We start from the raw sequence: 21,569 nt of genomic DNA, 5'->3' as shown, positions 1-21,569 counted from the left end.
TGCTGGTTGGGGCTAGTCGATTTCTTGGGCACATGAGGCAGGAGAGGAGCGATTGGCTGGTACGCCACTCCTGTAGCCCGTGTTCCGCACCTACGGTTCGTTCTCTGCGTAAGGCAGTTCAGCTGATGGGCAGCCGGGCTGTACTGCGAAAAGGAGGATGTTTCATGCGGTTAAGAACCGTGGTATCTGCTCTTGCCATCAGTGCGGCGCTGGTCGCCACCAGCGCTCCGGCGGCGCTGGCGGACCCGTCGCCGAACACAGCACCGCCTGAAGTCACGGTCACGCTGCAAGACCCGGGCACTGCAGCAGACACGAGTTGTACGTTCAACGCGCTGAAGCCCAACCACAGTGGTTCCCGAATGACGGGTGTCGGTGGCATCAAAACCTGCTCCGGCGGGCCCGTGGCCTGCACCAGCGAGGTGGACCTTGAGTTCTACAACAACTTCTCTAACCAGTGGATGACAGCAGCGACCTCTCGTCAGTCCCTCTGTGCCCCGCCGCTGCGGTCGTCCACATCAGCGGCAACCTGCGTGAACCACCCCGGTGACCCGAACGTCGGTTGGCGCACCACTACGGTCGGCACCTTCGTGAGCTCGAGCGGCCAGGTGGGCGGAGCCACACCAGAGAGCCCCGTCCTGTACGTTCCCTGCGCGTAGCGGGAAAATGATGGGCCTACGGTGGGTCAGGCTGGCTCGCCGTAGACCTTTCACTTGCTGTGGGAAGGATCTGCTGTGACCGCGGAGCACGACTTGATGTGGCGTCGCTGCGTACACCTTGGTCGCGTCCTGCTTCCGTTGGTGGACCAGGAGCCATGGCGTCAGGAGCGTCGCCACGAGAACCTGCGGACCTGGGGGATCGACGTCGCGGAAGGCCAGCGGCTGATCGAGGTCTTTGTGGCCTTGGCGGCCCACGCCGTCTCGGTCGCTGCTTCCGTATCCGCTGCGGAACTTGACGCACTGTCTCTGCGTGTGGTGGCCGACGCGGCGACCAGCAAGCGCGACATCGAATTGCTGGCCGGGCTCCCCGACACCTCCGCCGACGGCCGTGGCGGACCGGCCGTCGGCCTCTTCCGCATGTACGCCTACAAGGGCGGGGAGTCCAGCCGTCGGCTCTTCCAGCTCAGCAGGGAAGTCCGCCACGCGCTGGTCACCCTCACCGAACGCCAGCCAACGCCATACCTTACGTGCGGGGACGTCTTCCGCCGGGCCACCGACGCCGGCCTACCGCAGTGATCACGGAGATCGGCTCGCTCTGGCGATGGGGCCGTCGTTCTGGTGCGACAGTGAGGCCGGTTCGAGGGCCTGGTGACCTCTTGGTGGGACTGCTGACCGTCAGTGCCGATGCGATCAGTCACGTTGGGCTTCGCGGGAGGCCGGCTGTCCGCTCCTGCGGGAGTTTCGGCGGGTGATGCGCCTGGTCATCAAGGTGATCGCAGCCCAGGTGATGAGCGATTCCGAGTGCTGGATGAGCCGTTCGTAGTCGCGCGCGTGCCGGCGGGCGTGCATGATCCAGGCGTGTGAGCGTTCGACGACCCAGCGCCGGGGCAGAACGACGAACCCGGGGACGTTCTTCGGGCGGCTGACGGTCTTGATCGTCAGGTTCAGGTAGGTCTTCGCCCAGGTCACGAGCTGTCCGGCATAGGCGGAGTCGGCCCAGACGATGGTGACTTCCGGGTGCATCAGCCGCAGCCTGAAGAAGACTTCCTTGGCCGCATTGCGGTCGGTCGTGTCGGCTGGAGTGACCATGACGAACAGCGGCAGGCCCTTGGTGTCCACGACCAGGTGCCGCTTGCGGCCGTTGATTTTCTTGCCGGCGTCGTAACCGCGGGATTCCTTGCCGACGGTGTCGGCGGCCTTGACCGACTGGGAGTCGATGACGGTGGCGACCGCTCCGGGCGCCTTGCCCATCTCGCGGCGGATGCGTTTGCGGAGCTGGTCACGGATCTGTCCGACGATGCCGGCGGCTGCCCAGCGGGCCATGAATCCGTAACACGTGCGCCAGGGCGGGAAGTCCTTGGGCAGGGCCCTCCACTTGCATCCGGTGTCGACGACGTAGCGGATCGCGTCGACGATCTCCCGGCGCGGGTGCTTCTCCGGACGGCCCCCGGCCCTCGTCGCGCAGGCCGGCGTCGGCAGCAACGGTTCGATCAGGCTCTACTCGTCGTCCCAGGTGTCGGAGGGGTAGCAGCGCCTGCGTGACACCGTGATCCCTCCATCCCGGACGGGGGCGGGCCGCCCCGCCGACTGGGCGGCCCCGCCGGTCATGCGTCGGTGAAGTCGGCGATGACGTCGAGGGTGGACTCGACCGAGTTGAGCTGGGTGTTGAGGTGTTTGATCCACCGCCCTTTGGGCTGGAGGACGGCGTGCGGGGCGACGGTGCCGGTGATGAAGCGGCGGATCTCGGTGAGCTTTCCGCGGATGACCGCGATCTCGTATGCCTGGAGCTCGGCCGGGTCGGCGCAGAACTTGTAGCCGTCCGGGCGGGTCCAGATCAGGGGCGGCCAGCCGCGTTCGGTGATGGTGTCGCGCAGGCAGGCCAGCCCGGAGCGGGTCTGGTGGGGCGACAGCTCGCTGGATCTGACCAGCTGGGGGAAGGTCAGACCGGCCGGGCGGGCCTCGAAGAGTACGAACCGGACGGTGTCGGCGTGTCGCTGGGCTGCGGGTGATCTGCGCTCGGAGGCGCGTGGCATCGCCTACTCGCCTTGCAGCAGGCGGGCCAGTTCGCCGTCGACGTCGACCTTGCCGGTGTCGACTGCGGTCTCGATCCAGTCCAGGGTTGCCCGAACCCGGGCGACGTTCTCGTGGATGATCGTGCGTTCGTCGTCGCCGAGCTGGCGGTCGCGCAGGCCAGGAACGACGCGGCCGGACGCCGCGACGAACGCGTGGCAGGCGGTGACCAGGTCCAGGAACTCCACCGACCGGTCGATGTTGCGGATCGCCGGGGCGACGGGGCTGGTGTCCTCGAAGTGCTCGCGGGCCTGCCGGCCCCGTTCGACCTGGGCCTGGTTGACCTGGTGGCGGGCGGTGTCGTCCGACATCGCCTTGAAGGCGACGTCCGGCCTGCGCAGCAGGCCGGTGGTCACTTCGGCGGCGACGTGCTCGTCACGGGTCAGTTCCTCGACGACCTTCACCTTGTCCGCCTTGGCGACGCGGGCGACGACTGCGGGGCGGCGCAGGAAGTCGGGGGCGACGGCGGCGGCGACCTGGTCCTCCCGGGTGAGTTCCTCCACCGCCCGGACCTTGTCCTCGTTCTTGACCTGCGCGACGACCGCCGGCCTGCGCAGCAAGTCACCGGTGACGGTGGCGGCGACCTCCTCGTCCCGGGCGAGGGTGTGGATCGCGCTGACCTTCTCCTGCGGAGTAACGGGCTTGGCGACCTGGCGTCCGACCCGCCGGTTCGCCTCGTCCGGCGTCCACCGGGACTTCCCCTCCGGCGGGGTGAGGACAGCGGCGAACCGTTCCTCGTCATCCGTGATGGACGCCAGGATCTGATGGACCGTGAACGACACCCCCGACACCCGCCGGTCCTTCGGCCACCTCGACGCGGTCCACCGGGCCTTGTCCACCATCGCGTAGGACAGCCCGATGTCCTCGGCCAGCCGGAACAGCGACTCCCTGACCGTGAACAGCGAGTCACCCCGCTCCTGACCGCCGGACTCGCGCATCGGCTCGACCTCCAGCGCGTAGTCGCCGACCGAGAACTGAATCCGGCTGGCGGTCTCCACCAGCTTGCGCAGTTCGGCCACGATCTGGGCGTACCGGTTCGCGCTGACGCTGCCGACCTTGTCGGCGTCGTTGATCTCTTCGGGCATGGCATCCACCACCCACCGCGAGCCCAGGGCACGACCCCTCGGCCGCGGCGAAACCCGTCCCGCTCACGTCCGAGAGTCAGACCGTAAATACGACGATCACAACGAACGACCGCAATTGACCGGGTTCTGACCGGAGTTGGGATTCGGATGCGTTCGCGATGCGGTCACGGTGACCGTTCGCCGAACACTTCCTTCCGGGCCCGCCAGGCCCTCGTCACGCACCGCCGCGAGCAGTAAACGGCGTTCGAACGGCGGTCCACCCCGGCCACCCACGTCGTCCCGCACTCGGGACACTCGGCCCGGCCGGCACCGCTCAACTCGGCGGCCACCCGCTTGCGCAACCGGCGGTCCCGGCGCCACTGCCTGGCGCGACAGGCCGCCGAGCAGTACACGGCAGCGGGCCGTGCATCCGGCCGCAGCCGTACACCGCAGCCTCCGCACATCCGCTTTCCGACCTCCCCGGCGTCCTCAGACACCTAGCCAGCCTAGGACCCAAAGTTACTCAAAACCGGGGATCGAAAACAGGCACTGACCACAGCCCCCGGCGCCCGAGGCAGTCGCCTTCCTCGGGTGCTTCGGCGTACGCACGGCGCAGCCAAACAGCGGTGAACATGCACTCGCGACGCGAGCGGTGCGCCGTCGATGACCACGAGGTCCCGTCCCGCGGCTCCGCATCCGGACTCGCCGCACGGGACGTGGACTCAGCCCCATCCCATGGCTGAAGACGAGGCATCCGCATGACTGCATTCGAACTCGCCGACAAGGTCGTACTCATCACCGGCGGACTCGGCAGCGCCACGGCCCGAACCCTCCTCTCCCGCGGCGCCCAGGTCGGCATCGTGGATCTGCGTCCGGACACGCCGGAGATCGCGGCCGGCATCTCGTCGTCCCACGTCGTCGGCTCTACCGCGGACGTCTGCGACCGCAGCGCGCTCGACGATGCCGTGGCCCACGTGTGTGAGCGGTTCGGGCGGGTTGACGTCGTGATCTCGAACGCCGGCCTCATGGGGCAGGGCTCCACACTTCCGTGCCACGCCCGCACCCGCGGTCGACAAGGTGCTGGCCGTGAACATCAACGGAGTCGTCAACACGGTCAGCGCGGCGATGGAGCAGATCATCGCCAACCAGGGCCAGGTCGTCCTGATCAGTTCCGTCTTCGCCTTCCTCAACGGTGTGGGGGCCATTCCCTACGCGATGAGCAAGTCCGCGGTCGAGCAGCTCGGGCGCGGACTGCGCGTGGAACTCGCCCGCCACGGCGCCTCCGCCACCACCGCCTACTTCTCTCTGATCCAGACGGACATGATCAGAAACGGCGTCGACGCGGATCCTGCGATCACTGAGATGCTAGCCAGGACATCGCCGCGGCCGCTGCTCAAGCGCCTGGAACTGGACCAGGCCGCCGAAGCCGTCGTGCAGGCCATCGAACACCGTTGACCCCGTGTGATCCGGCCGGCTCGCTGGCCCCGCTGTCCGTGCTGCGAGGAGTGATCAACCCGGCGATCGACGGGCGGCTGGCACAGGATCGCGTGCTGCACGCGATCCTCGGCAAGCTCGACGGGCGGTCAGGCCGCTGAGCAAGGTCGCAGCGGGCTGTCGGCACCGAAGCCGACCTGGCCCGCGATCTCGTCCGCCGGCAAGTCGGTGGTCTCCAGGAGGTGAGGAGCCCGGCCTACCCTCAGCTGATTCGGCCGGCGTCCCCCGCTCATGCCCACTCCTCGTGAAGCGGCGGGTGAAGGTGCCCAGGCTTCTCTGCCGTCACAGATTCATCCTGCCGCGTACACGCTACCGGCTACCGGCTACCGGCTACCGGCTACCGGCTACCGGGTGACCTTCCTGAGGTGGGTACGTGCGCGATGCCATCGCATCCGGACACACCCCAGGTTGGCCGCCTGATTCTGCCACCTGGCTCCGCCGCCCTGGCCGAGCCGGCCTGATCAGGAAAGGTGGCGCTTGAGGATCTTGCCGGTGGAGGTCAGGGGCAGTTCGTCGACGAACTGGACGATGCGCGGGTACTTGTACCCGGCGAGCCGTTCCTTCGCCCAGGCCACGAGCTCGTCCTCGGTCGTGCCGCTGCCTGCCTCGCGCACCACGACGGCCTTGATCTCCTCGCCGTGGGACTCGTGCGGTACGCCGATCACAGCGACCAGCGAGACCGAAGGGTGCTCCATGAGGACTTCCTCGATCTCACGCGGATAGACGTTGAAGCCACCCCTGATGATCATGTCCTTGGACCGGTCGACGATGTAGTAGAAGCCGTCCTCGTCCCTGCGGGCGAGGTCGCCGGAGCGGAACCAGCCCTCTTTGATCGCCTCGGCCGTCGCGCCGGGCCGCTTGTAGTAGCCCTTCATGACGTTGTGTCCCCGGATCGCGATCTCCCCGATCGCCTCGGGGCCACCCTCGGCATCCGACCAGTCATCGCGGATGAGCTTCATCTCCACGCCCGGAATGGGCACACCGATCGAACCGACGCGGGGCTCCTCGCCGAAACGGGAGAAGGACGCGATCGGCGAGGTCTCGGACAGCCCGTAGCCCTCGAGGATCGTCACACCGAAGCGGTCCTTGAACTGCTTGTGGATCTCGGCGGGCAGCGCCGCGCCACCGGCCACCGCCACGCGCAGGTTCGCCGCCAGGCGGGCGACGTCGACCGTCTCGTCGAGCGCCGCGAGCAGACCCCAGTACATCGTCGGAACGCCGGCGAAGAACGTCACGTCGTGGGCGAGCATGAGACGCAGGGCCGCCTGCGCCTCGAACCTCGGCTGCATCACGATCGTGCCGCCGAACGCGAAGGCGCCGTTCTGGACGACGGTCTGGCCGAAGGCGTGGAACAGCGGCAGCACACACAGGTAGGTGTCGGGGCGCCCGGGATCGGCGGCGAACAGGTCGCGGCCGACGAGCGCGTTGTCGTACACGTTGCGGTGGCGCAGCTCCGCGCCCTTGGGGTGGCCGGTCGTGCCGGAGGTGTAGAGGACCACCGCGGTGTCGTCCTCGTCGCGCTCGAGTGTCCGGAACGTCACGGGCTGCTCGGCGACGACCGCCTGATAGGACTCCGGTCTCCCGGCTCCTCCCCCGGCCGGGGCCGCGCCGCCGCTCTCGATCAGGAAGAACTCGGTGCAGCCCTCGGCCGCCCGGAACCCCTCCCACGCGGCCTGTCCGATCGGCAGCTCCGGCGTGCCCTCGAACGCGAAGTACGCCTTCGCGTCCGAGTCGGCGAGGTGGTAGGCGATCTCGCCAGACCGCAGCAGCACATTCAGCGGCACGACCGCGGCGCCGGCCTTGAGGATGCCGAAGTAGACGCTGGAGAAGTGGGGCACGTTGGGGCAGGACAGTGCGACCTTGTCGCCCGGCTTGATCCCGCGCGAGACGAGCAGGTTCGCGACACGGTTGGCGGCGGCGTCGAGGGCGGCGTACGTGATGCGGTCGTCACCGAAGACGATCGCGGTGCGCTCCGGGTGTCGGGACGCGGTGTCCGTCAGCAGTCGTGACACGTTGCGGCTCGGGCTGAGCATCATTGCTCTCCTGATTCTCCGGGGCGGTCGAGCCGGGCAACGGCCGAGACCGCCACGTGGGCCCATGGCCTGCCGTCCGATGGGCGGCGGATCGGCCGCAAAATCACCTGTCGACCGTAATATTACGTGCGTCAGACCATAGATTAGGATGGGATACGAGGCAATGGCCCGGCGGAGTTGAGGGAGGAAGCCTGTGGCGCGCTACGCCAAGGAGCACAAGCAGGTCACGCGGCAGCGGATCATCGAGCGGGCCGGCCACCGGTTCAAGCAGGACGGCATCGACGGCTCCGGCATCTCCACGCTGATGTCCGACGCCGGGCTCACCAACGGGGCCTTCTACGCCCACTTCGAGTCCAAGGACGACCTCGTCGCCCACGTCGTCGCCGAGCAGCTGCGCGCGCAGGTCAAGCAGTACGACACGCTGCGGCCCGGCCGCGAGGGACTCGAGGATTTCATTCGCTGGTATCTGTCGCCCGAGCACCGGGACAACCCCGGCGACGGATGCCCGTCCGCCGCCCTGCTCGACGAGATCGGCCGCTGCGGTGACGCGACCAAGGACGCCTACACCGACGGCGCCAAAGCCATCCTGGACGAGCTCGCCGCCCGTCTGGCGCCCGAGGATCCCCAGTCCGCCCGCAGTCAGGCCATCGGCCTCTACACCATGGCGGTGGGAACGCTGCAGCTCTCCCGCGCGCTCTCCGACCGGAAGTTCTCCGACGAGGTCCTCAAGCAGGGGATCGAGAACGCCCTCGCCTTCGCGCGATGACGGTCAGTACCGGCTGGGTGAGCACCTGACAAGGGCCGGGACGCCGGCGCCGTGCACCCGCGTTTGCGCGCTCAGCCCGAGTGGGTGGCCCCTGGGGCGACTGCGCTCTCGGCAGCGACACCGACGCGACGGTCCTCCGCTCGTACGGCGGCCGGCGTCGCGCGCGTTCGGCATGCGCCGTAGCGGCAGCGCGCTCCTGGGCCTGGCGCTCGGACGGGACGCCGACCACACCGGTCTGCGTGTCGCCATCCTGCACGACAACCGGCTCGGCGCCGTTTGGCCGAGAAGCGAGCAGGCCGGTTACGTCGAACAGGTGACAGAGCCGCCGCCCACCGGGCGTCACGGCTCTGACCCACGTCCTCGGCCCGTACGCAGACCGCATCGCGGCCCTACGGCCGGCCGAAGAACTCGAGAGCGGTCGGCACGAACTGCTCGTGGTACTGGAAGATGCCGCCGTGGCCGCCGTCGGGGTAGATCACCAGCTCGGCGTTGGGCAGTCGCCGGGCCAGGTCGTGCGAGTTCGACGTCGGAACCATCCTGTCGTCGTCGCCGTTGGCGACGAGCACGGGCTGCTGGATGCGGGAGAGATCCTGCGGCTGTGCCAGCCCCCAGCGGTGGATGGCCTTGAGCTGGGAGAAATAGGAGGTGAGGCGGATCGCCTTGTCGCGGTCCTTGGTGCGCTCTTTCAGGCGGGCCAGGAACTCCTTGCCGGCCCGAATCCCGTTCGGGGTGCGGGTGAAGAAAAGGAACTGCTTCACGTCCTGGAAGGTGAGCAGCGCCCGGACGGTGTCGAAGTGGGAGATCCGGGTGACGTTCTTGATGCCCTCGCCGCCGGCCGGACCGGTGCCGGCGAGGATCAGCCTGCGGATGAGCTGCGGTTCGGTCTGGGCGATCACCTGGGCGATCATGGCGCCCATCGAGAAGCTGAGGACGTCCACCTGCTCGAAGCCCAGCGCCCGGATGAAGGTGACGGAGTCCCTGGCCATCTCCTCGATGGTCTTCGGCGTCTTGCCGGTGGACGCACCCACGCCCCTGAGGTCGAACGTGATCACCCGGTGCTTGGCGGCGATGCCGTCCACGACCCGGGGGTCCCAGTTGTCGAGGACCGCAGCGAGGTGGGTGATGAAGATGACCGGCATGCCGGTCCGGGGGCCGAGGTCGCGGTAGGCGAAGGTCACTCCGTCGGCGGTGACGGTGCGGGTCTGCGCGTTCTTGTACGACGTCACCACGTCGCCCTGTGTTTCGCGTGCATTCACGGTCGTGCCCTTCGATGTGTGGGTTACCGCCACCGTGCGCGAATTTCTGCTTCCTCGAAGGTGGGCGCAAAGCGGTTCCCGGTCTCCCGGCTGCGGCTGCAGTCCGGGGTCGGCGGTCAGAGGAGGCCCAGGAAGCGGGAAACCCCTTGGATCAGGTCTCTGAACAACCCGTCGACTATTGAAGTATGACCATAATTCCATCAGGGTGCAAGTGGCGAGCCGAACGAGATGCGCAACGGTGGAACCACAGGTTCCGCCGAGCGTAGTGGTGTACAGCACAGTGCACCACCAGGTCAGAAGCGGCTCACCTGTGCCGACGGCACGGGACGCTGGTCGTGACCGGCGAGTCGTGGCCGCCCGGCCCCCGACCGCCCGCAGACAGCCCGACAATCTGTACGACAGTCAGGACGTCGATGCCCGGAGTGAGGACGACGCCTGGCTGTGTCCCGGATTTCAGGACGAGGACTGGGCCAAAGTGCGCACCGTGGACCACGACGACGCCCGCCTCAGCCCCGAACCCCCCGCCACCGCTGCGACGCAACTCCCACCTGCGCCCGCAGCGGACCTGGCGCAGCGCTTGCGGCGCTCGTCGGCAACACCGCCGGCCCGACCGGGGAAGGCCGCTCCATGGCGACGCTGGAGCTCATGGGACGTCAGATCGCACTCCTCGACGCCCTTTGGAAGCTCGACCGGCCCTTCGTCGTCCTAATCCATGGCAAGCCCTCGATCCTGCCCGCCCGGGCACTCGGCGCGGACGCCATCGTCCAGGCCTTCACCCAGGGGGTGCAGGCGGTCGGGCGATCGCCGAGCTCTTGCTCGGGCGCATCGAGCCGAGCGGGCGGCTTCCGCTCTACTGCCAGCCAGGTCCTGGGGCAGCACGGCTACAGGTGCGCCGATCTGACACAGGATCCGCTGTTCGCCCGGCGAGGGCCTCAGCTGCACGGCGGTGCAAGACTCGGACCCGACGATCCAGAATCGGTTGTCACGTCCACGGGGAGGCTGCGGGCCACGGTGACACTGACCAGGACGGGCCGCCGTCCGGCACGGGAGACTGTGCAGGCGTATGCCCGCGACCGCGTCACGAGCGTGACCGACCGCTCGCGAAGTGAAGGCCTTCACCCAGGTCGGCGTCGAGCCGGACGAACGGGTCGAGGTGATGATCCTCTTTCTCGCCGGTGACTGCACCGTCGTCGTCGCTCGGGACGCCGCGTCGTGGGACCGGGTGAGTTCGATCTCCCGGTCCCAAGCAGCTCACGCATCGAGGACCTCCGCGCCGCCGACTTCACACAAAATTGCGTGCCGCCGAAAGTCCCGGTCGCCGACCACCGCCGGCGACGGGAGCAGACCCGCGGACCCCTGTCCGCAGGACAGGCACGAGGTGACGGCAGGCGGAAGACCAGTAAGGCGTGCCCTGTCGTGTCGGGGAGCGCTCAAGAGGTCACGTCGCCGGTACGCACCGACTGCCCAGGCTCGACGGTGATGACGGTCAGCAGACGTGCAGGCGCCGCCTCACAGCCGAGAGGCGGCGCTTGCACGATGGCTGACCGGCCGTCGCCCGGGGTTCGGGATCGGCAGCGCGGTCGGCGTCTTCAGGCGGCGAGGAAGTCGGCCACCTGCTTGGTGAAGGCCTTGGCGTGCTGGAAGAGGAAGGCGTGGCCGGCGTCGCCGTAGAGGAGGAGGGTGGCGTCGGCCAGGTGCTGGACGGCGACGTAGGACGCGTGGGCGGGGACCATCACGTCGTGCAGGCCGTTGGCGTAAAGGACGGGGTGCTTGATGGACTCCAGTTCGTCCCGTACCTCGTCGAAGGGGGCTGCCAGGAGCTGGCCGATCGCGGCGAGCATGCCCTGCGCCGCCGTCTCGGAGACCGCAGGGCCGCCGGCGGCGAGCCGGGTCGCGACGTGGGCGAAGTGCTCGTGACCTGAGGCGCGGGCCGCTTCCGTCTCCGGGTAGAACAGGAACAGCGTGTCCTCCAGGTCGGCGTCGGGCTTGGCCATGATGCCCAGGACCTTCTCGCTCGCCTCCGGCGCACCGGGCACCCAGCCGGTCGGGCCGCTGCCCGCCACGATGATCTTGCGCACCAGTTCCGGGCGACGCGCGGCCAGGCGCTGGGCCACGAAACCCCCCAGGGACCAGCCGAGCACGTCGGCCCGCGCGAGGCCGAGGGCCTCGATGAACTCGGCGGCGCCCTCGGCGAATCCGTCGAGGGAGTCGCGCGGCTCGCCGGTGGTGTAGCCGACGCCGACGTTGTCGAACACGATCACGTCGTGGTCGGCGGCCAGGTAGTCCAGGAACTCCGGGTCCCACCAGTCGACGGTCGCCCGGAAACGCTGCAGCAGGACCAGCGGGACACCGCCCTGCGGACCCATGCGCCGGTAGGTGAAGGTCGCGGAGGGCCCCTCCACGGTGAGGTTCTCGGCCTTGTCTGCCAGATAGGTGCTCATGACGTCCTTCTCTTGTGGGCGGGTGCCCGGCATGTCTCGCGGGTCTGCTCACGCAGCACACCAAGACATGCCGGGTCTGCGGGGTCGCTGCCCTCGGCCGGCGCCCCATGCGGCGAGCCAGGGCTGTGGATCAGGCCGACGGCCTGCTCGGATCACTCGGTCACCGGCTCGCTCCGATCACCCCGGAATCCACCGCGCCGAGCCGCAGGACAATTAAATTACGTTCATAATACTAAGCAGGGGCGACTCGGGCACGCAAGGGGGTTCCCGAGGTGAGCGGAGCCCGCAGCCCCGCCGCGGAACCGCCTGCGGGCCGGCGGCGCAAGCGGTCCGGCGCGGCGGGGGCCGAGGGGCGACGGCCCCGCACCGGCCGCGAAGGCACCGGAATCCGGAGTCATTGAATTACGTTCACAATACAATACATTGGAGGAGCCGACGGAGGGCGAGCGGCCCACCCGGCGTGCAGAGGAGTGTGCGGTGCGATACAGGAAAGAGCACAAGCAGGCCACCAGGCGGAGGATCATCGAGACGGCGGGCCGCCGCTTCAAGGAGGACGGCATCGACGGCTCGGGCATCACGGCGCTCATGAAGGACGCCGGGCTGACCAACGGCGCCTTCTACACCCACTTCACGTCCAAGGACGACCTGGTGGCCACCACGATCGCCGACCAGCTGCAGGCCCAGAACGCGAGCATCGTCGCGCACGCACAACCGGGCCGCGCCGGCCTCGAACAGATCGTGCGCTGGTACCTGTCCCCCTGGCACCGTGACAACCGCGACGTCGGCTGCCCCTCCGCCGCTCTGCTCGACGAGATAGGGCGCTGCACACACCCGACCAAGCAGGCCTACACCCAGGGCGTACTGGTGATCGCCGACGGCATCGCCGCCCGCCTGGCGCCGGGCGACCCGCTCTCGGTCCGCCCCATGGCACTCAGCTCCTACGCCATGATGGCCGGCACACTCCAGCTCTCGCGGGCCCTCGCCGACCCGCAGCTCGCCGACCAAGTCCTCGACCAGGGCATCCACAACGCCCTCGCGCTCCTGGGCATCGAACACGAAGGGGACACCAGGACGGCGCACTGACCGGCGTACACACAGACACTGCGGAGCGCGCACCGCACCGCCCGCGCCGCGCCCCCCTACGGGAAGAGGCGTCCACTCGACACCCGGAGCCTGCACGCGGACCCGTCCACCCTCTACGCCCAGGCGCGACGTCGCGGGCGTCGTCTGCCACAAGGACCAGCCGGCCGGTCCGGGTTTCGTGGACTCGCCCAGGTGCCGCATCAGCTCGTCGTACAGGTCGTTCACGCTCACCCCGGCGCCCCGGGGTTCGCCGCCGACCGCGAGGGTGCGACCATGACCGTCAGTGCAGGGAGTCGACATAGCGCTGCCTAACGAGGCCGCACAGTTCCCGGGGAACCAGGAAAACGACGCACACCACCCGACCCGCACGTGTCACGGCTGCCGCCGGATTCCGCCTGCCACTTCTCCAGAGCACACCGCGACCTCGTCAGCGACGACCGCATCGCACACGACGTCTTCGGCGCCGCAGCCAACCGGATCGCGACCCGAGCCAAGGCCGTGGCCAGGTCGTAGATCTCGTACTCCTGCCGGGCCCTCCTGTTCGGGGAACCTCGACCTGTCGGCATTTCGGTGCGCCACACCCGTACGGACACCCCTTCCCGCAGGGGCCTGAAGCCGCAACGGTCACAGAGCCCGGACGCGTCTGATCAATCGCCTGCCGGTGACGCTGTACGCATGGCCGTCAGAGCAAGGGCATGAGGACGGCGTCGACGATCGCCGCGATGTCGTCGTCGCCGACCTGCCGGTCGCGGACAAGCCCCCAGTGGAGCAGGAGAGCGAGGGCGGCGGAGACCGCGATCGAGTGGCCTCCTGACCGATCGGCCTCCAGGCCGTCGAGGGCGTGCTGGCGCACGCGGTGGAGCGCGGCGATCTGCCCCGCGCCAGACATCTACGGCGTTGAGCTTCTCAAATGCCTCCGAGAACCCCCGCCCCGGATCGCCCCGCGCCAAAGGATCAGGGCCCTCGGAAGCTCGAGGGCGCGAAGCCGTCCGATCCCCGACGGGCCCTGTTGCCGCTGCGGCGAGCATCCCCCTACATGTTGATCATGTGGCCGGCGAGGCCGTGGACGGCTTCCTTGACCGCTTCACCGAGGGTGGGGTGGGCATGGACGTTGCGGGCGACCTCGTGGACCGTGAGGTCCCACTGCTGGGCCAGGGTCAGCTCGGGCAGGAGTTCGGTGACGTCGGGTCCGATGAGGTGACCGCCGAGGAGCTCGCCGTACTTGGCGTCGCTGATCAGCTTCACGAACCCGCTCGCGTCGCCCAGGCCATGCGCCTTGGCGTTCGCGGTGAACGGGAACTTGGCGACCTGGACGTCGAAGCCCTTCTCCCGCGCCTGCGCCTCGGTGTAGCCGAAGCTGGCGATCTGCGGCTGGCAGAAGGTGGATCGCGGGATCATCACGTAGTCGAGCTCCATGGTCTCCGCGTCCGCGATCGTCTCGGCGGCGACCACTCCCATCGCCTCGGCGGCATGCGCGAGCATCAGCTTCGCGGTGACGTCGCCGATGGCGTAGATATGCGGAACCGAGGTGCGGCAACGGCCGTCGACATCGATCGCGCCGCGCTCGGTGACCCGCACGCCGGTGTTCTCCAGGCCGTAGCCGGTAACGTTCGGCGCGAAGCCGATCGCCTGCAACACCTTGTCCGCCTCCAGGACCTGCTGCGCGCCGTCCTTGCCGGTGACCGTGACCCGGACCTGCGCGCCCGACTCGTCGATCGACTCGACACGCGTCGAGGTCAACACCTGGATCCCCAACTTCCGGTACTGCTTGGCGAGTTCAGCAGAGACCTCGACGTCCTCCAGCGGGGCGATCCGGTCCAGGAACTCCACGATCGTGACCTGCACACCGTAGTTGTGCAGGACATACGCGAACTCGACGCCGATCGCGCCGGCACCGGCGATCACGATCGACTGTGGCAGGTCCTCGGCGAGGATCTGCTCCTCGAACGTCACCACGCGCGACGTGCGGCGGGTGCCGGGCAGCAGTTTGGGGCTCGCCCCGGCGGCAATGATGCAGTGATCGAAGCCGATGGTGCGGGTGTTGCCGTCGTAGTCGGCCACCTGGAGCGTGTGCGGGTCGAGGAACGTGCCGCGGCCGCTGATCTCCGTGATCTTGTTCTTCTTCATCAGGTAGTGGACGCCCTTGACCCGGCCGTCCGCGACCTTCCGGCTGCGGCGGAAGGCCTCCCCGTAGTCGAAGGAGACCTCACCCTCGACCTTGATGCCGAAGGTCTTCGCCTCGCGGGTGAAGATGTGTGCGAGCTCGGCGTTGCGCAGCAGGGCCTTGGTGGGGATACAGCCCACGTTCAGGCAGACGCCGCCCCAGTACTTCTCCTCGACGACCGCGACGCTCTTGCCCAGTTGGGCGGCCCGGATGGCGGCTACGTATCCGCCGGGGCCCGCGCCGAGTACGACGACGTCGAAGCGCTCACCCTGCTCGTCCATGGACGGCTTCCTTTCCGCTGGGACGGGCCGCCCCCACGAGGGCGGACGCACTCCCGATCGAACGATCTGTTCATCAACACGCCGGCGGCGGCATCCGCCACCTCCCGCAGCGGGGAAACGGTGGAGGCGACCGTATGGTCCGCAATCTCGGCAGCGGCTTCCCGACGGCAGCTTCAGCGTCGCGGCGCGGTGATCTATGCCCGCTCAGTCCTCATCGGCGGCGGGCCGACGCCTCGTTGACTTCGTGTACTCCGGCCTCGGCGGCACCGAGCCTGAGGGTGTCGAGGCCGAAGGTGGCGACCGGGCCGTGCGCACCGGGCTTGAGGACGGCATCCGGCTGTGCCGCGCGGGCGGCGCCCCACGCCAGGAGGGATCCCGTCATCTATTCGGTTCGCGGCGAAGGGTGACAGCAGGCCAGGGTCGCCATGGCCGACCGGTCATCACCTGGCCGACCATGGAGCGAAGCAACCCCGACGTGGCCGGGCTACGCCGCTGTCAGAGGCAGCGGGGCGAACACGTGGTGTTCCCAGATGCGGCGGGCGGCCTCTTCCGGGTACCTGGTGACCGTCGGTTCGGCGTCGAGGAGTTGGACGAGGCGGCGCTCGGCGTCGTACGCGGGCCAGCCCGGGTCGCCCGTGGTGGCGAAGGCGGTCCAGGCGGAGCGGAAACGGGCGGAGAGCGCCTCGGTCTCGGGCGAGGGCACGGGCCCGGTCAGCATGGCGCCGAGGCCGCCGTACACACCGAAGGTCAGGGGTACGTCGAGTCCGTGACAGGCGCCCAGAATGCCGCCGTTGGCGGGTGCGGCCCAGGTCAGCTCGTACACGTGCGCCCGGCCGCCGCCCGCCATCTGCGCCTCCGCCAGGTGAAGGGAGGGCATGCGGAACAGCCAGTCGGACTGGACCAGTTCGAACAGGTACTCCGACGGGGCGTCCGGGAACGCTGCACGATAGGTCTTTTCGCCGTCGGGTGCCGGTCCGAACAGGCCCAGCGCCATCGAGGCCAGGGCCTCGTCCACCTGTCCGAGCAGCCCGCCGAGCATGAGGAAGAGACGGTACTCGTCCCGGTTGTGCCCGGCGATCAGCTCCACGTCCCGCGCGGCGCCGCTCACGAGTGCCTGCCACGGGGTGGCGGGCAGGACATCGCCGTCGACGACGGGCGAGAAGGGGGTCGGGGTCAGAGCGACCGGGCCCCAGCGGTCGACGTACCCGCGCATCCCGGCCGTCAGTGCGGCTCCTGCCTCGGGCAGCTTGCGCGGGTCCACACCGGACAGATCTGCGACCGTCGGGCGCAGCCCCAGCCCGCCGGCCAGGGCTTCGGCGATGTCACCGGCCAGCGCTGCGGAGAAGAACGTACCCGGCACACTCTGGGCGATGGCCCGCCGGAACAGACCCCGCGCTCGCGGCATGGCCATCAGCGCGGCGATGGACCCGGCGCCCGCTGACTCGCCGAAGACGGTGACCTGGTCGGGATCGCCGCCGAAGGCGCTGATGTTCTCGCGCACCCACTCCAGGGCAGCGACCTGGTCGAGCAGTCCGCGGTTCGCGGGTGCGCCGTCGATCAGGGCGAACCCCTCGATCCCGACTCGGTAGTTGAGGGTGACCACGATCAGGTCACCGTCGCGGGAGAGCCGACTGCCGTCGTAGGCCGGGTCGTCGGCGGAGCCGAACTTGTAGGCGCCACCGTAGATCCACACCATCACCGGCCGGCGTGCGGCCGGGTCCGTCTCCGGCGTCCAGACGTTGACCGTCAGCCAGTCGTCACCTGCCCGAAGGCCGGCGGGGAGTTCCGCCTCGGGGCCCATCGGCTCCTGCGGGGGCGGCGGTCCGAACGCGAACGCCTCACGCACTCCGTCCCAGCGGTCCACCGGTCGCGGCGCCGTGAAACGCGCTGCACCCACCGGGGGCTGGGCGAACGGGATGCCCCGAAAGACCTCCAGGCCACCCTCGCGGCGACCGCGCACCGCGCCCGCCGCCGTCCTGACCTCAGGAAACTCGCTACTGCTCATCATGACTCCTCAAAGGACCGGCTGCCGGGCAGACGGTCCACGCACGGGATGCAAGTGGGGTGACCGAGACGGAGTACCGGCGGTCCCATTGACACCGGCCGACCGTCGTCCGAGACTCATGCTCGCCTTGAGGTGAACCATGTTTCACTAGGCGAACCGACTTGTCGACAGACTCACGCTTCGAGGCCCCCACATCCTCCAAGGACGCGGATGCTCTCTTTCCCCCTCGTCCGCCGCGTCGGCTCCCTCCCGCACGTTCCGCAAGGTGTTCCCTGTGCTGGCCCTGTGCTGGCTGGCCGTGATCTTCGACTGGCATGGACATCAACCTCTACGGCGCCGTGATGCCCCACATGCTCGACAACGCGGGACTCGGCCTGACCCAGGCGAGTGCGGGCGGGCACCATGGGCAGTTGGACGACGTTCGGCATGCTCGCGGATGCGCTCACTGCGGCTCGGCGATCTGCGCCACGGCGGGAGGGGTCGGACTGATCGGGTGCAGCCGGTTCATCGCCGGCCTCGGGCTGGGCGGGCTCATGCCGCTGTGCCTGGCCATGGTCATGGAGTTCGCACTGCCGCGCAGAGCCGCCCTCACCACGGGCCTGCTCATGACCTCGTACCACGCCGGCGGCATGGCGGCGACGGACCCTGGCCCCGGCCGCGGGCTGGCACTGGGTCTTCTGGGCAGGCGTGCCGCCGGCCGTGATCGCCGTGCCTCTGCTGCTCACACTGCTGCCGGAAGCGCCCGGCGTGCTGCTGGCACGGGGTGAGCGGGACAGGGCCCACGCGGTCGCGGACCGCTACGGCCTGCCCCGGCCCACCGTCGTCGCCGCACCGACCGCCGGAGCCAGGGGCCACCTGGCCGCGGTGCGGGCACTGTTCCACCCCGACGCGCGCTGGGCGACTCCGCTGCTCTGGCTCGCCTCCTTCTGTCCGGCGGCCCATGCGGTCGGCCAGGGTTCGAGGACGAGGAGGAAGCTGACTGAGGAGTTCACGCCGTAGCCGGAGGCCCACATCATCTGCGGCAGCCCGGTGCTCACGCCGTACACCAACAGCAGACCGCGGAATGCCGGCGCGACGATGCGGCACCTCGCCGCGAAGAACGTGATGTCCCTCCGGTATTCGTCGGTTTCCTCAGCGGCAGTCTCGGCATGGGCGCAAGCATCGGCCTGTGCGCAGGAAGCTCTTACGGCATCGCCGTCCTCCCCGAGACCTCGCACAGTGAACCCGACATCCCAAGCGCTGACCACTCTGTTCAACTCCCGACTTCGCACACATCCGTTCGCCGCTCTTGATCGTGGGTGCTCTCCAAGGAGATCGCCGATGCGCTCATGGACGGAAACTCGCGCTAAACAGCCCTTGCGTCAGCCAGGAATGGCCGCAGGTGCGCCAGCAGCGCTGTCGGCTGCTCCTCCGGGATGAAATGGCCGCACTCCGGGATCTCGGCACCGGTGACGTCGTCCGCGTACTCGCGCCAGATCTCCAGCGTCGGCAGGCGGGAGGGCAGCCCCACGGAACCCCATAGCGCCAGTACCGGCATGGTGAGGCGCCGGCCCTCGGCGGCGTCGATGTCGTCGAGGGCGACGTCCTGCTCCATGGCGCGGTAGTCGTCGAAACTCGCGCGCAGGGCACCCGGACGGGAGAACGCCCGGACGTAGGCGTCGACTGCTTCGGGTGTCAGGCCGTGGCGGTTGTAGGTCCAGCGCTCGAAGAAGTACTCGAGATATCCGCGGATGTCGCGTCCCACGAGACGCTCCGGCAGGTCGGGTTGCATCTGGAACAGCCAGTGCCAGTACCCGGAGGCGAGGGAGGCATCCAAGCGGCGGAACATCTCCCGGGTGGGCACGATGTCGAGTACGGCCAGCCGCTCCACCTGCTCGGGGCGGTCCAGCGCCCAGCGGTGCGCCACACGGGCGCCGCGGTCGTGCCCCACGACCGCGGCCCTCTCGAAGCCGAGCGCTTCAACGAGACCGGCGATGTCGGCAGCCATCCGCCGCTTGTCGTAACCGGCCGTGGGTTTGTCACTCAGGCCGTAGCCGCGCAGGTCGGGCGCCACGACAGTGTGGTCGGCCGCGAGATCCGCCAGCACCGGCCGCCAGCAGTCGGAGGTCTGCGGCCAGCCGTGAAGCAGCACGAGCAGGGGGCCGGATCCCGCCCGGACGTAGTGAAGGCGGACCCCGTCCACCTGCGTCACTCCGGTCGTCACTGTCGGCTGTCCCATCAATGCGCCTCCTCGGCACAACATACCGTCTTATATCCGGCGAGTACGCGTCTGCGGCGCGGACGAATGCGCCCTGCGCTTCGTGGACCGCTCCCCCTGCCCGCAACCGCCGCTGGTGCTCCATGTCCCGCTGCGGCAACCGCACAAAGGTCCGCCTCCACCAGGCCGGGCCAGGCGGAGTGAGTACACCCCGGCAGACTGACCCCCTCGAGCTCCTGGCGCCACCGCGCTCAGGTCACTCGGCGGGCCTCAGACGAAAGGCGGGGCCTGGGATGCTCTCGATGTCTTCCGGCTCTACGGCGTGACCCCGTTCGCAGCGGATCTGGGCGTCGACGTGCGCCCCGCATCCACGGTGCCGCGCCAGCATGGCCGGGCCCTCGGGGTCGGCGCGGTAGCGGTCACCCCACTGCAGGAGCCCCATCACGGCCGGGACCAGGTCCATACCCTTGGGCGTGATCACATACTTCGTCCGACTCCGCGAGCCCGGCTCCTTGTAGGCCTCGGTGGCCAGGATCCCTTCCTCCACCAGCATCTTGAGCCGCGCCGCGAGGAGGTTGCGAGGACAGCCCAGAACACGTTCGAACTCGCCGAAACGGGATGATCCGTACCAGACCTCGCGCAGGATCAGGATCGTCCACTTCTCACCCACGACCTCAAGGGTCCGGGCGATCGAGCAGTTCGAGGTGTCCCGGTCGAGCCGGGGGTCCACGCCGGCGTCCCGCAGACCTTCGGTCGTTGCATCCATGGGCTGATTCTAACCTCACCTGAGTTTACTTTTCCATACTCAGCAAGTAGCGTCATGGTCGGCACATCAACCCGGCCGCACGAGAAACGGGCGCGCAGGGGACCTGCCGGAAGAATCGCATCAACCACCTGGACACCCACACAGGAAGGCCGCCGGCATGAAGGCGTTCGTCGTCGAGAAGTACGGCAAGGACGGCGTCCGCGCCGCAGAGGTACCCGAGCCCGCCGTCGGGGACCGTGACGTCCTGGTCAGGGTGAGCGCCGCTGGCATCAACCCGCTGGACAAGATGGTCCGCAACGGGGAGTTCAAGCAGCTGCTGAAGTACAAGCTTCCGTTCGTGCTCGGCCACGACGTGGCGGGCGTGGTGACGCGGGTCGGTTCCGCCGTACGCGGCTTCGAGGTCGGCGACGAGGTCTACGCCCGTCCGCGCGACCTGCGGGTGGGGGGCTTCGCGGAGTTCATCGCGATCGACGTGGACGATGTCGCGCCCAAGCCGGCCTCGCTCTCCCTGGAGGAGGCAGCCGCGGTGCCGCTGGTGGCCCTGACCGCCTGGCAGATCCTCGTCGAGCGCGCGCACGTGAAGCCGGGGCAGAAGGTACTCATCCACGCCGGTGCCGGCGGCCTCGGGTCAACGGTCATCCAGCTCGCCAAGCATCTGGGCGCCACGGTGGCGACGACCGCGAACACCAGGAGCGAGGAGCTGGTCAGGAGCCTCGGCGCCGACCTCGTCGTCGACTACACCAAGGAGGACTTCTCGAAGGTGCTGTCCGGCTACGACCTGGTGCTGGACTCCGTGGGCAGGGCGAACCTCGAGAAGTCGCTGACCGTGCTGAAGCCCGGCGGCCTGGCCATCAGTGTCGTCGGCCCACCCGACGCCGCCTTCGCCAAGCAGCTCGGCGCCCCCTCCTTCCTGGGCCTGGTCATGAACACCCTCAGCCGCAAAATCCGCAAGCGGGCCAAGGCGCTGGGCGTGCGCTACGAGTTCTTCTTCATGGAGGCCAACGGCTCCCAGCTGCGCAAACTCGGCGCCCTCTACGACAGCGGAAAGCTCCGCCCGGTCATCGACAGCACCTTCCCCTTCGACCAGACGCTCGAGGCGATGGCATATGTCGAGCAGGGCCGCACCAAGGCCGGCAAGGTCGTGGTCTCCATGGGTCCCGGCAACGACTGAGACGCGGCCGGCAACAGCCCCTCCGTTCCCTCACGGTCATCAGAGGACGACCCCGTTGGCGGTCCACATCGCAACTATGTCGCGGAGAGCTGCAGTTTCAGGGGTTCGGGTCATTCGGCACG

General features: G+C 68.8%; 20 protein-coding genes and 3 pseudogenes. 10 read left to right on the top strand and 13 right to left on the bottom strand.

Annotated features, from left to right (window positions below):
* The first annotated feature begins 164 nt into the window (after positions 1-164).
* Both ACZ5K7_RS33475 and ACZ5K7_RS33470 read left to right on the top strand, forming a co-directional pair.
* Positions 165-656, top strand: a complete 492-nt coding sequence (locus ACZ5K7_RS33475) for a hypothetical protein (RefSeq protein WP_468919262.1) — start codon at positions 165-167, stop codon at positions 654-656.
* A 75-nt stretch (positions 657-731) separates the two neighbouring features.
* Positions 732-1,232 carry a hypothetical protein gene (locus ACZ5K7_RS33470; protein ID WP_468919294.1) on the top strand — a complete coding sequence of 167 codons (501 nt, stop codon included), beginning with the start codon at positions 732-734 and terminating at the stop codon, positions 1,230-1,232.
* A gap of 101 nt (positions 1,233-1,333) precedes the next feature.
* On the opposite strand, the pseudogene ACZ5K7_RS33465 reads toward ACZ5K7_RS33470, so the two are convergent.
* The 3 genes and pseudogenes from ACZ5K7_RS33465 to ACZ5K7_RS33455 form a co-directional block, all read right to left on the bottom strand.
* Positions 1,334-2,150: pseudogene (locus tag ACZ5K7_RS33465) on the bottom strand (IS5 family transposase); the annotation flags it as partial.
* 110 nt (positions 2,151-2,260) lie between these two features.
* Positions 2,261-2,689 carry a RacP protein gene (locus ACZ5K7_RS33460; RefSeq protein ID WP_468919260.1) on the bottom strand — a complete coding sequence of 143 codons (429 nt, stop codon included), beginning with the start codon at positions 2,687-2,689 and terminating at the stop codon, positions 2,261-2,263.
* 3 nt (positions 2,690-2,692) lie between these two features.
* Positions 2,693-3,811 carry a DUF6192 family protein gene (locus ACZ5K7_RS33455; protein ID WP_468919257.1) on the bottom strand — a complete coding sequence of 373 codons (1,119 nt, stop codon included), beginning with the start codon at positions 3,809-3,811 and terminating at the stop codon, positions 2,693-2,695.
* Between the two features lie 737 nt (positions 3,812-4,548).
* Between ACZ5K7_RS33455 and ACZ5K7_RS33450 the strand changes: the two are divergent.
* From ACZ5K7_RS33450 to ACZ5K7_RS33440, 3 genes and pseudogenes are all read left to right on the top strand, one after another.
* Positions 4,549-4,818: pseudogene (locus ACZ5K7_RS33450) on the top strand (SDR family NAD(P)-dependent oxidoreductase); the annotation flags it as partial.
* A 28-nt stretch (positions 4,819-4,846) separates the two neighbouring features.
* Positions 4,847-5,245 (top strand): annotated as a pseudogene (locus ACZ5K7_RS33445) (SDR family NAD(P)-dependent oxidoreductase); the annotation flags it as partial.
* The gene (locus tag ACZ5K7_RS33440; protein WP_218968829.1) at positions 5,242-5,385 is read left to right on the top strand and encodes a hypothetical protein; all 144 of its coding nucleotides are present in this window, start codon (positions 5,242-5,244) and stop codon (positions 5,383-5,385) included. The pseudogene ACZ5K7_RS33445 and the gene ACZ5K7_RS33440, both read left to right, overlap by 4 nt.
* Before the next feature lie 360 nt (positions 5,386-5,745).
* Here the strand turns inward: ACZ5K7_RS33440 and ACZ5K7_RS33435 are convergent, their stop codons facing one another.
* Entirely contained in the window at positions 5,746-7,320 is a 1,575-nt protein-coding gene (locus ACZ5K7_RS33435) for a long-chain-fatty-acid--CoA ligase (RefSeq protein ID WP_468919254.1), read from the bottom strand.
* 190 nt (positions 7,321-7,510) lie between these two features.
* On the opposite strand from ACZ5K7_RS33435, the gene ACZ5K7_RS33430 reads away from it, so the two are divergent.
* Positions 7,511-8,083: a TetR/AcrR family transcriptional regulator gene (locus tag ACZ5K7_RS33430; RefSeq protein WP_468919252.1), complete on the top strand. Its 573-nt coding sequence runs from the start codon at positions 7,511-7,513 to the stop codon at positions 8,081-8,083.
* Positions 8,084-8,472: 389 nt separating this feature from the next.
* On the opposite strand, the gene ACZ5K7_RS33425 is transcribed toward ACZ5K7_RS33430, so the two are convergent.
* Together ACZ5K7_RS33425 and ACZ5K7_RS33420 are read right to left on the bottom strand one after the other, a co-directional pair.
* A complete protein-coding gene (locus ACZ5K7_RS33425; protein ID WP_468919249.1) occupies positions 8,473-9,339 on the bottom strand; it encodes an alpha/beta fold hydrolase in 867 nt (288 codons plus the stop codon).
* A 1,589-nt stretch (positions 9,340-10,928) separates the two neighbouring features.
* Positions 10,929-11,780 carry an alpha/beta fold hydrolase gene (locus tag ACZ5K7_RS33420; RefSeq protein ID WP_468919246.1) on the bottom strand — a complete coding sequence of 284 codons (852 nt, stop codon included), beginning with the start codon at positions 11,778-11,780 and terminating at the stop codon, positions 10,929-10,931.
* A 477-nt stretch (positions 11,781-12,257) separates the two neighbouring features.
* Between ACZ5K7_RS33420 and ACZ5K7_RS33415 the strand changes: the two genes are divergently transcribed.
* Complete coding sequence (locus tag ACZ5K7_RS33415; protein ID WP_468919243.1) at positions 12,258-12,863, top strand: TetR/AcrR family transcriptional regulator; 606 nt, start codon at positions 12,258-12,260, stop codon at positions 12,861-12,863.
* 682 nt (positions 12,864-13,545) lie between these two features.
* Here ACZ5K7_RS33415 and ACZ5K7_RS33410 read toward each other — a convergent pair.
* From ACZ5K7_RS33410 to ACZ5K7_RS33390, 5 genes are all read right to left on the bottom strand, one after another.
* Entirely contained in the window at positions 13,546-13,752 is a 207-nt protein-coding gene (locus ACZ5K7_RS33410; protein ID WP_468919241.1) for a hypothetical protein, read from the bottom strand.
* 143 nt (positions 13,753-13,895) lie between these two features.
* Positions 13,896-15,308 (bottom strand): dihydrolipoyl dehydrogenase, encoded by a 1,413-nt coding sequence (gene lpdA / locus ACZ5K7_RS33405; protein WP_468919239.1) that lies wholly within the window; start codon positions 15,306-15,308, stop codon positions 13,896-13,898.
* A gap of 211 nt (positions 15,309-15,519) precedes the next feature.
* Positions 15,520-15,690 carry a hypothetical protein gene (locus ACZ5K7_RS33400; RefSeq protein WP_180292637.1) on the bottom strand — a complete coding sequence of 57 codons (171 nt, stop codon included), beginning with the start codon at positions 15,688-15,690 and terminating at the stop codon, positions 15,520-15,522.
* Between the two features lie 102 nt (positions 15,691-15,792).
* Complete coding sequence (locus ACZ5K7_RS33395; protein ID WP_468919236.1) at positions 15,793-17,313, bottom strand: carboxylesterase/lipase family protein; 1,521 nt, start codon at positions 17,311-17,313, stop codon at positions 15,793-15,795.
* Between the two features lie 442 nt (positions 17,314-17,755).
* Positions 17,756-17,920, bottom strand: a complete 165-nt coding sequence (locus ACZ5K7_RS33390) for a hypothetical protein (protein ID WP_468919233.1) — start codon at positions 17,918-17,920, stop codon at positions 17,756-17,758.
* Between the two features lie 92 nt (positions 17,921-18,012).
* Between ACZ5K7_RS33390 and ACZ5K7_RS33385 the strand changes: the two genes are divergently transcribed.
* On the top strand, positions 18,013-18,312 hold the full coding sequence (locus ACZ5K7_RS33385; RefSeq protein ID WP_468919231.1) for a hypothetical protein: 300 nt from the start codon (positions 18,013-18,015) through the stop codon (positions 18,310-18,312).
* Between the two features lie 346 nt (positions 18,313-18,658).
* On the opposite strand, the gene ACZ5K7_RS33380 is transcribed toward ACZ5K7_RS33385, so the two are convergent.
* Positions 18,659-19,531 (bottom strand): alpha/beta fold hydrolase, encoded by an 873-nt coding sequence (locus ACZ5K7_RS33380; protein WP_468919228.1) that lies wholly within the window; start codon positions 19,529-19,531, stop codon positions 18,659-18,661.
* A gap of 2 nt (positions 19,532-19,533) precedes the next feature.
* On the opposite strand from ACZ5K7_RS33380, the gene ACZ5K7_RS33375 reads away from it, so the two are divergent.
* Positions 19,534-19,836, top strand: coding sequence for a CGNR zinc finger domain-containing protein (locus ACZ5K7_RS33375; protein WP_468919225.1), 303 nt, complete (start codon positions 19,534-19,536; stop codon positions 19,834-19,836).
* Here ACZ5K7_RS33375 and ACZ5K7_RS33370 read toward each other — a convergent pair.
* Positions 19,767-20,276, bottom strand: a complete 510-nt coding sequence (locus ACZ5K7_RS33370; RefSeq protein WP_468919223.1) for a winged helix-turn-helix transcriptional regulator — start codon at positions 20,274-20,276, stop codon at positions 19,767-19,769. The genes ACZ5K7_RS33375 and ACZ5K7_RS33370 overlap by 70 nt on opposite strands.
* Positions 20,277-20,433: 157 nt before the next feature.
* On the opposite strand from ACZ5K7_RS33370, the gene ACZ5K7_RS33365 reads away from it, so the two are divergent.
* Positions 20,434-21,447 (top strand): NADP-dependent oxidoreductase, encoded by a 1,014-nt coding sequence (locus tag ACZ5K7_RS33365; protein WP_468919221.1) that lies wholly within the window; start codon positions 20,434-20,436, stop codon positions 21,445-21,447.
* The last annotated feature ends 122 nt before the right edge of the window (positions 21,448-21,569 follow it).

It is taken from the genome of Streptomyces sp. NPDC031497, assembly GCF_055580905.1.
This window is presented reverse-complemented; position numbering and strand designations above follow the sequence as displayed.

Coding starts and splice junctions, on each gene's coding strand:
- ACZ5K7_RS33455 (WP_468919257.1), bottom strand. CDS start 3,811: ATGCCCGAAGAGATCAACGACGCCGACAAGGTCGGCAGCGTCAGCGCG.
- ACZ5K7_RS33475 (WP_468919262.1), top strand. CDS start 165: ATGCGGTTAAGAACCGTGGTATCTGCTCTTGCCATCAGTGCGGCGCTG.
- ACZ5K7_RS33460 (WP_468919260.1), bottom strand. CDS start 2,689: ATGCCACGCGCCTCCGAGCGCAGATCACCCGCAGCCCAGCGACACGCC.
- lpdA (WP_468919239.1), bottom strand. CDS start 15,308: ATGGACGAGCAGGGTGAGCGCTTCGACGTCGTCGTACTCGGCGCGGGC.
- ACZ5K7_RS33380 (WP_468919228.1), bottom strand. CDS start 19,531: ATGGGACAGCCGACAGTGACGACCGGAGTGACGCAGGTGGACGGGGTC.
- ACZ5K7_RS33410 (WP_468919241.1), bottom strand. CDS start 13,752: ATGTCTGGCGCGGGGCAGATCGCCGCGCTCCACCGCGTGCGCCAGCAC.
- ACZ5K7_RS33395 (WP_468919236.1), bottom strand. CDS start 17,313: ATGAGCAGTAGCGAGTTTCCTGAGGTCAGGACGGCGGCGGGCGCGGTG.
- ACZ5K7_RS33370 (WP_468919223.1), bottom strand. CDS start 20,276: ATGGATGCAACGACCGAAGGTCTGCGGGACGCCGGCGTGGACCCCCGG.
- ACZ5K7_RS33365 (WP_468919221.1), top strand. CDS start 20,434: ATGAAGGCGTTCGTCGTCGAGAAGTACGGCAAGGACGGCGTCCGCGCC.
- ACZ5K7_RS33375 (WP_468919225.1), top strand. CDS start 19,534: ATGCGCCTCCTCGGCACAACATACCGTCTTATATCCGGCGAGTACGCG.
- ACZ5K7_RS33400 (WP_180292637.1), bottom strand. CDS start 15,690: ATGACGGGATCCCTCCTGGCGTGGGGCGCCGCCCGCGCGGCACAGCCG.
- ACZ5K7_RS33420 (WP_468919246.1), bottom strand. CDS start 11,780: ATGAGCACCTATCTGGCAGACAAGGCCGAGAACCTCACCGTGGAGGGG.
- ACZ5K7_RS33435 (WP_468919254.1), bottom strand. CDS start 7,320: ATGATGCTCAGCCCGAGCCGCAACGTGTCACGACTGCTGACGGACACC.
- ACZ5K7_RS33390 (WP_468919233.1), bottom strand. CDS start 17,920: ATGAGCAGGCCCGTGGTGAGGGCGGCTCTGCGCGGCAGTGCGAACTCC.